Source organism: Bradyrhizobium sp. P5_C11_2 (assembly GCF_054049755.1).
In genome coordinates this window covers 20940-29378 of sequence record NZ_JBFULT010000031.1, presented here as the reverse complement: position 1 = coordinate 29378, position 8439 = coordinate 20940, and the positions used below count along the sequence as shown (strand labels likewise).

Here is an 8439-nt window from a genome sequence, read left to right as displayed (position 1 = left end):
GTGCGGCGCCATGCTCGGCGTCAGCCACGGTGCCGGACCCTGTGAGCCGGTGTTGCAAGGCTTGGYCGATTGCGTCGGCGAGTCCTGCAGCTTCAGAGCGCCGCGATGCATCGACGATGAGGCGTCCGATCCGAATCTCGATGCCGGCATGTTTCATGGCGCGACTCCCGGCCAGGGCCGCTCGAGCTTTGAGAACTCGGCGCGCACCGCGGCGTTGATCGCGTCCTGTTCGATCGGTCCGCCACCGGCGGCGGCCAGGAATGCGGCGTTCAGCGCGATCGCGCGGATATTGCCGCCGGTCAGTTGCAGCCTCGCCAGCCCAGCGAAATCCACCTCGCCGAGCGGCGCATCGGCGGGGAACTGCATCCGCCACAATCGTTCGCGCGCTCCGGGGTCCGGGAAGGGGAACTGGATCACGTAACGGATGCGGCGCAGGAAGGCGCGGTCGAGCGCACTCTTCATGTTGGTGGTGAGGATCACGAGCCCGCGATAGGTCTCGATCCGCTGCAACAAATAGGCGATCTCGATATTGGCGAAGCGGTCGTGGCTGTCGCGCACGTCGCTGCGCTTGCCGAACAGCGCGTCGGCCTCGTCGAACAGGAGAATTGCGCCGCTGTTCTCCGCGGCCTCGAACAGCCGGCTCAGATTCTTCTCGGTCTCGCCGATATATTTGCTGACGACGCTGGCCAGGTCGATGCGGTAGAGATCGAGCCCGGCGGCGCCGGCGATCGCTTCGGCCGCGTAGGTCTTGCCGGTTCCGGACTCGCCGGCGAACAGCGCGGCGGCGCCCAGGCCGCGGCCATTGTGCGCGGCAAAGCCCCAATCGCCATGGACGCGCGGCCGGTGCTGCAATTCGGCGGCGATGGCGCGGAGCTGCGCGATCACCACCGGTGGCGCGACCAGATCGTCGAAATGAGCGCTTGTCTCGATCCGCTGCGCCAGCGCGTCCAGCCCGCCGCGCACTGCGGCGCGGCAGAGCCGCCACACCGTGGGCCCGAGCCTGGCCGGCTCGGCCTCCGTTTCGGCCAGCGCCTCGGCGACCACCAGGCGCAGCTCGGCAGCGGGTACGTTGAACTGCCCAAGGGCCGGGCGCAATGCGCCCGTGAGCGCGGCGGCCTGCTCGCGCGGGAGCCCGCGCAATGCACCGGCTTGCCGGGTGGCCGCGGGCGCATCCGGCACCAGAAGCCGCAATGTGCGCCGCTGCCGCAGTCGCGACAGGCGGGCCGGCTCGGGTGCGTTGAGCACGATCGCAGGTCCCATCAGATGGTCGAGCAGCGTCGCGGCGCGCGTCTCGGCGTCGGCCGGCTCGGTCGCGCAGTCGAGCTCGAGCAGGATGATGGCATCGCAGAGCGCCGCCTCGCGGTCGAGCAGGCAAGCGGTCGCGGCAAGCTCGCGCGGATCGTGCGGCAGGTTACGGACTTGCAGCCTCAAGATGTTTGCGCCGAGGTCGGCCAGCGCGTCGCGCGCGACGTCGCGCTGCGGCTCGATCTCGCTGCGGGGATGGTTTAGCGCGACCAGAGCCGCCGTTCCGGAGCCGAGGGCGTGCGCGATGCTGCGCGCCAGCGGCGCGTCGGGCTCGATCGGTCCGGCAGACTCGCACCGGGCAAGCCCGATCAGCCGCGTGTCCATCGCGGCGACGCCGGTCAGGTAATGCAGCACCCGCTCGTCGATCTGGATCGGCCGGCGCGGCGGTGCCTCGCGGCCCTCGCACTCGATCAGACGCCAGCGCCGCAACGGCCGCAACGGCGACAACGCGTCCCAATGCGGCTCGGCGAGCACCTGCATGGCGAAGTTGAGCGTCGGCTGCGCGGCCGTAACGCCGCCGTGCGCCCGCGCCATTGCCTCGCCGACAAGGCGGCGCAGCGCGCTGTCGAGCTCGACACCGGCTGCGAGCAGCACGACGTCGCGCTCGAAGGACGAAAGGCCGAACAGCTTCGTCAGCGCATCGAGTGCGGGCTCGAAGCCGTCGGCATCCTCCGGCAGACCCGGTTCGGTATCACACGGCGTTTCCCCCAATTGTCGCGCGAGGCGCAAGCGCAGCGCGACAAGCTGCGCCGCCAGCCATTTCTGGTTGAGGCTGGCCCAATCGGACGCCGGTTGTGTTCTGTCGTGCATGTTCATGCCGGCACGCTGAGGGTTTGCGATGCATCGAAGGCGGGTGCGTCGCCGCTGAGATCGAGCAGAAGGCTGTCGACGCCGTCCACGCGCAGCCGCGCCGGATAGGTGCCCGCGGGAAGCGTCGCGGGGAAATCGAACACCAGCGGGTCGGTGGCCGCGCTGCGCGGATTGGCCGTGGCCTCCACCGTGCCGAGAATGAGACTGGCGCGCTGGTGCGGCTGCACCTGGGGGCGGGAGAACAGGGTGACGGCCACGCGCGGCGGTCCAACCTTGCGCACCACGGTCGCGGCCGGCAGCGCAAGCGCCGCATCGGCCGCGATCACCAGGGCGGGTGCGATGATCAGGCCTACGGCATTGGTGTCGCGTTCGTTGGCTTCGCCGGCCGGCAGGAAACGTAGTGTGAGGCTCCATTGCCCCGGCGCGAGCGCGGCTTGCGCGGCCGCATCGTTCGGCAGCGTCAGGGTAAGCTCGGTGCCGTCCGCATTGGGCGCGCCCGGCGCGAGCTCGATCGCGCCGGGAAACAGCGAATTGACCAGCCGCACGCGGAAATTGCTGCCGATCAGGCGGATGCCGGAGAGCACCACCGGCTCGCCGAGCCGCGCGCCGCTCTGTTTCAACTGCGCCGTTGCCGCAAACAGCGTCGGCAGTGGTGGCAGCAGGTCGGGATTGACGACGACGCCGCGGTCGCGCTTGGTCGCGGGATCGATGATCCCGCGCGACAGCACCGGCAGCGGCGAAAGTGCGGGCTTGGTGGCTTCGATCAGCACCACCGACACCACATAGGCGGCCGAGGGCCGGTAGTGCGACTGGATTGCCGCCCACAGCCTCGACATTTCCTCCGGCCCCATCACGGCCGGTGTGACCTTGATCAGCTCGGCCTGATCGGCGAGGTCGGCGGCGGCGAGTGCCTGGAACGCCGGCGGCAGCATCGCGACGTCGAGCGGGTTCGGGTTGAGCGCGCGCCGCACTGCGGCGCGGTCGAGCACGGGGCGCTCGTGCAGCAGATGCATGCCGTAGCCGAGCAGGATCTCGGCCTGGCAATCGACCCGCGCATAGGCCGTCAGCAGATAATGCAGATCAAGCGCGAGCGGCGCGTTGGTCAGTCGTTCGCCGCTCGTCGACGACCGCGACGGCAGGGCGCGGTTGCGCCAGCCCGGGTTTGGCGTGACCTGATGCAGGAACRGGTTCAGCCGCGGCAGCTCCTCGGCGCTGCTGAGGTCGATCGTGTCGGGCGCGACCGCGCTGACATTGACCGTGCCCCCGACGGCGGGCCCGGCCTCGATCAGCCCGTTGTCGAGCAGGTTGCGCAGCACCGCGCTGACCGCGCCGATCGCGAGCGGTGAGCTCATGCGCGGCCTCCCGGCGTCGGGCGGTGCAAATAGTCGGACAGCGACACCGACGGCTTTGGCGCCGGCTTGGCGGTGCGCGCCGCGCGCGGCGGCTCCGGCGAGCGGATGTCGATGCGGTCGATGGTGACCTTGATCACGGGCGGCGTTTCGCGCCGGCGTTGCGACTGGTCGGCGAGCACGGCGTGGCCGAGCGGAGGCACCGTTGAGGGTGGTGGGGTTTCGTGTCGGCGCTGCGATGCATCCCGCACAATGGTCTCGCGCGGCTGCGTCACGCGCGGCGGCGGACGAGGGCCTGTCTCGGTCGCTGGTCCTGGCGGCGCAGCATCCGAGTGAACCGGCCGCGTCTCGGTATCGATCTTGACGACGGGGGGCAGCCGCGATCCACCTTCGTCTGTGTCGGTCCGCGCGCGATGCGGCTGTCGCGTTTCCGTGGGAGGATCGTCCATGATGATGGCACGCCGCGGCGTCGCATCCGGTGGCGAAGGCAATGGCTGCGCCTCGTCCGACCACGTCTCACGTACCGGATCATCATCGGTGCGTGCCGTGGCAAAGCGCGGTGGCAGGGCAACGCGCGCCGCGCCGGGGATCGGCTCGCCGCGGCCGAGGCGCACGAGATTCTGCAAGAGGCCGGTCATGATGCGCCTACCAGTTGCAGATAGGCGGCACGGCGGGTGTGCGGCAGCGCCAGCACCTCGGCTTCGCTCCAGCCATATTCGCGCGCGAGCGCATCGACCTCGAGCAAGGTGCGCTCGGCGGCTGCCTGCACCTCGGCCCACAGCGCCGGCGCGATATCGATCACGGCCTGCCAGAAGTGGCCGCAATCGGGACAGTCGAGCGCGAAGGCGAGGACCGCGCCGGGATCACAGCGCTCGAGCTCGGCCTCGATCCGGTCCACAATGTCCTGGCCGGGCATCGTCGGCTGCGCCTCGCCAAGGCAGCATGTCAGCAACATCCCGGCCGCGGCTGCGGAGTCCGGCGCTGCGGCCAGGCTGGCGAGATCGGACAGCGTCGGCAGCCGCAATGTCAGTTCGCCGCCGTCGCCTGCGATCCGCGGCGATGCGGCGTCGGGCGGTGGTGCAAGCCCGGCCGCGAGCGTTGCGCTGTCGGCCACGAATTCACACTCCGTCTGGCAGGCGGGGCAGGCCGCACGCAGCCGCCATGGCGCGCCGAACAATCTTGTCCGCAAGGCCAGCAGCGCGGCATTGCCCGCCCCGATCGAGTCCGTTGGCGCCGCGCCGGCGGCCGCGAACAGGGCATTGTCGCGCTGACGCCACGCGCGGCCGGCGGCCCGGTCCCACAGCGCCAGAATGTCCTGTTCGTGTTGCGCGGCTGCGGACGGCATGAGCAGCCTCAGGCCTGATCGGACAAGGTGGGCTCGGATGGCTCGGCGACCGCCGGATCGCGCTCCCAACCCTCGTTCTCCAGCTTGATGTGTTGGATGGCCACCGCATTGGCGTTGGCGTCGAGATCGGGCAGCGACTGATATTCCGAGACCCAGCAGCGGAAGATCTTGTAGGCGAGCGCGAGCTGCCCGGCCTCGTTGTAGACCTCGAGAATGATGTCCTTGCGAAAATTCTTCAGCGAGACCTCGGCGCCGAGGCCGGCGCCGAAATGCCAGACCCGGTTGGCCCATCTCTCGAACTCGGTGTCGTGGGTGACGCCGCGATCGAGCGTGATCGCTTCGAACTTGCTGCGGCCGGGCGACTTGCGTCCGGTCGAGGGATCGCCGCCCTCGCGGTGCTCGACCACCTCGGTGGTGCGCTTCAGCGCCGACACCTTGCTGATGCCGGCAACGTAGCGGCCGTCCCATTTCACGCGGAACTTGAAGTTCTTGTAGGGATCAAAGCGCTCCGGATTGACCGAGAACTGTGCCATGCGTTTGCCTCAGCTTTTCCTGCCTCAGGTTGGGATGTCACCGGCGATCTGCTGGATCTTGATGACGACGAACTCGGCGGGCTTCAGCGGCGCGAAGCCGACGATGATGTTGACGATGCCGAGATTGATGTCGGCCTGCGTCGTGGTCTCGCGGTCGCATTTGACGAAATAGGCTTCGCGCGGCGTACGGCCCTGGAATGCGCCCTGCCGGAACAGCCCCTGCATGAAGGCGCCGATGTTGAGCCGGATCTGCGCCCAGAGCGGCTCGTCATTTGGCTCGAACACCACCCATTGCGTGCCGCGATACAGGCTCTCCTCGAGAAACAGCGCCATGCGCCGCACCGGCACGTATTTCCATTCCGAGCCGCGGTCGTTCTGTCCGTGCAGCGTGCGCGCGCCCCAGACCACGTTGCCGTAGACTGGCAGCGTGCGCAGGCAGTTGATGCCGATCGGATTGAGCTGGCCGTTCTCGGCGTCACTCAGCGTCAGCGCGAAGCCGACGGCGCCGTTGACGCTGGCATCGCTGCCGGCCGGCGCCTTCCAGACCCCGCGCGTGGCGTCGGTCCGGGCATAGACGCCGGCGACGAAACCGCAGGGCGGGAAATCGCGCACGACGCCCGATTGCAGCGGATCGGACTGCATCACCCAGGGATAGTACAGCGCAGAATAGTTGCCGGGCGCGCTGATGAGGCCGACCTCGCCCTTCGTGGGGTTGGCCATGTTGGCGACCGTCTCGCCCTGGAGGCTGTCGATGATCAGGAACGCGCGGCGGGTGAGACAGCGCTGTTGCAGGGTGCCGAGCGCGGTCTGGGTCGCGCCGTTGACGTTGGTGAGACCGGGAACGCAGACCAGGTTGAACAGATCGATACGATCGACGATCCCGCCGAGGGCGAACAAGGGAGCGAGCGCCGTGAGGAACGGCCCGTCAGTGGCGGCGAGGACCGTACCGTCGGCGCCCCCTGCAAAGGCCTTCGGGGTCGAGGCCGGATTCGGCACGGTCGTCGACGCGGTGGTCAGTTGATCCATGAAGGCCGAGCGGCCATTGACGACGTTCGGCGCATAGCGCGGATCGGTCTTGTCCATCGACAGATCCTGGAATGATTCCACGACCGCCGTGCTTGGCGTCGGACCGATGACGTCGAGCTGGAACCGGGTGTTGTTGTCGGCACGCAGCGTCAGCTTGACGCTGTAGGCGTGGGCCCATTGGCCCGGCGAGCTTGCCTTGATGCCGAGATCGCCGATCGGGCAGGTTGCGGTCAATGCGTCGGTCGCGGGCACCGGCGGATTGGACTGCATCGCGATGCGCACGATGTAGGCGTCGCTGCCGCCATTGTCGAAGAAGTGGCGCACGGCGTAGCCGAGATAGGCGCGGCGGTCGAGCCCGCCATAGGCGCGCTCGTAGTCGGCGAAGCTCGAGATCCGGACGGCGCGGTCGATGGGGCCGCGCGGCGCCCACCCGATGAACAGTGCGATCGACGTCGCCACGCCCGAGATCGAGCGCACGCCGCTGGAGATTTCCTCGATATAGACGCCGGGTTGCAGAAGGGCTGAGGGCATGTGGGCTCCTGTGGGTTGGCGGTCCGTCTCGCTCGGTCAGACCGCAGCGATGTTCTTGCCTCGCCGTCGGGCGAGCCCGCGGCGCGGCCTGCGCCCGTGCCCGGGCGGATCGCGGATCGCCTGCGACAGCGATTCTGCCGTAATTTCCTCGATGAAGGTGCGGTGTGGCCGCAGCTCGTACAGCGCGCCGCTCTCGCCGCTTGCGACGATCGTCACGACCTTCAGCCGTGGTCGGCTGCGCAAGAGGCTCGCGAGCCTGTCGCGCTCGTCCGCGGCCGTCTGGGCCATCACGACGACGTCGGCACGGGTGCGGCGGGCCTCTGCCGCGAGGTTGGTGTCGTCGGTCATGCCGACCACCGCCAATGCGGGATCTTTTGCGACAACATGCTCGAGAATGTCGGTCATCAGCCCGGGGAATCCCGCAATGAGAATGCGTCTCTGTCGCAATGGCCACCTTTGCCACGAGCCTTGCACAAGGCGCGGCGGCACGATTGAGCCAAAGGGTTCAGTGAGGATGCAGGCGATGGTCTGGACCGTGTGTGCCGCGCGGGGCCTGGCTCTGCCGCGCCGGGCGCGCCGCGGGAACGGCGACACGCTGATCTTGCGCGGGCCGGTGGCCGCTATTGCACCGGACGGTCTAGGCCATAAGGTCTAGCGGATCTGGATCCGCGAGCGCGCGGGTGACGGYGCACCGGCTGCGTGCAGATGCTTGCTGATCTCGCCGCGGCGGCGGATCTGCAATTTGCTGAGCACGTTGTGCATGTGGTTCTTGACTGTCGAATCGCGGATTCGCAAGGCGCGCGCGATCTCCTTGTTCGACAGCCCCTCGCCGACGAAGCGGATGATCTCGTGCTCGCGCGGCGTCAGCGTGTCGACGCCGGCGGCAGGCTCTCGCACCGCGGCCCGGGCCGACAGCAGCGCCAGCCGGCCGAACAGCGCGGCGGCGACCTTGGGCGAGCACACGAGCTCGTCGCGCATCGCGTTGTGGATGGCCGCGACCACATCGCCGATCGAGCCGTCGCACAGCACGAAGCCGGATACGCCGGCCTCGGCGCAGGCGAGGATGTCCTGCTCGACCTCGGCGACCGCGATGGCGACGACCTTCAGCGCCGGCGACAGGGCGCGACAGGCCGTCGATCGCCGCAGGCCTTGCGCTGTCGCGATGTCGACCAGCAGCACCTGTGCGCCGCTGTCGATGACCTGCTCCGGCGGGGTCGACAGATCGCCGTGTCCGGTGACGCGCAGGCATTCCTGCCGCGCCAGGCACGAACTCAGGCCTTCGCAGAGCAGGCGTACGTTACTGAGGATGAAGACGCAGACGGGCGCGCCGCCGCCGTTTGGCTCGGCCGATGGCTGCGATGGATGTGAAATGGCGCCGTGGGACTGCGGCGGGGCAGCGTGCCCTGCCGGGACTGACGCATTGGACGACATGCCTGCCTCCCGATTGCCAACTCACAACCGTGTTTGCCGCCGCGCCCAGTTGAAAGCCAAAGATCAAAAAAGTTGTATCTTTAGTATCTTTCCCCTTGAAATTGAGTAT

The 8439-nt window shown here is 68.6% G+C and carries 8 protein-coding genes; all 8 read right to left on the bottom strand.

Features of this window, described 5'->3' with window-relative positions:
• Positions 1-153: 153 nt before the first annotated feature.
• Positions 154-2121 (bottom strand): ATP-binding protein, encoded by a 1968-nt coding sequence (locus ACXJL8_RS05715; protein ID WP_456621068.1) that lies wholly within the window; start codon positions 2119-2121, stop codon positions 154-156.
• Positions 2118-3467, bottom strand: a complete 1350-nt coding sequence (locus ACXJL8_RS05710; RefSeq protein ID WP_456684738.1) for a DUF4255 domain-containing protein — start codon at positions 3465-3467, stop codon at positions 2118-2120. The genes ACXJL8_RS05715 and ACXJL8_RS05710 overlap by 4 nt, the downstream gene beginning before the upstream one ends.
• On the bottom strand, positions 3464-4102 hold the full coding sequence (locus tag ACXJL8_RS05705; RefSeq protein WP_456621066.1) for a hypothetical protein: 639 nt from the start codon (positions 4100-4102) through the stop codon (positions 3464-3466). Before ACXJL8_RS05705 ends, ACXJL8_RS05710 begins: the two co-directional genes overlap by 4 nt.
• Complete coding sequence (locus ACXJL8_RS05700) at positions 4099-4809, bottom strand: hypothetical protein (RefSeq protein ID WP_456621065.1); 711 nt, start codon at positions 4807-4809, stop codon at positions 4099-4101. Before ACXJL8_RS05700 ends, ACXJL8_RS05705 begins: the two co-directional genes overlap by 4 nt.
• A gap of 8 nt (positions 4810-4817) precedes the next feature.
• The gene (locus ACXJL8_RS05695) at positions 4818-5342 is read right to left on the bottom strand and encodes a phage tail protein (RefSeq protein ID WP_456621064.1); all 525 of its coding nucleotides are present in this window, start codon (positions 5340-5342) and stop codon (positions 4818-4820) included.
• 24 nt (positions 5343-5366) lie between these two features.
• Entirely contained in the window at positions 5367-6899 is a 1533-nt protein-coding gene (locus ACXJL8_RS05690) for a phage tail sheath family protein (RefSeq protein ID WP_456621063.1), read from the bottom strand.
• Between the two features lie 36 nt (positions 6900-6935).
• Positions 6936-7304 carry a hypothetical protein gene (locus tag ACXJL8_RS05685; protein ID WP_456621062.1) on the bottom strand — a complete coding sequence of 123 codons (369 nt, stop codon included), beginning with the start codon at positions 7302-7304 and terminating at the stop codon, positions 6936-6938.
• A gap of 246 nt (positions 7305-7550) precedes the next feature.
• Complete coding sequence (locus ACXJL8_RS05680; RefSeq protein WP_456621061.1) at positions 7551-8330, bottom strand: LuxR C-terminal-related transcriptional regulator; 780 nt, start codon at positions 8328-8330, stop codon at positions 7551-7553.
• Between the last annotated feature and the right edge of the window lie 109 nt (positions 8331-8439).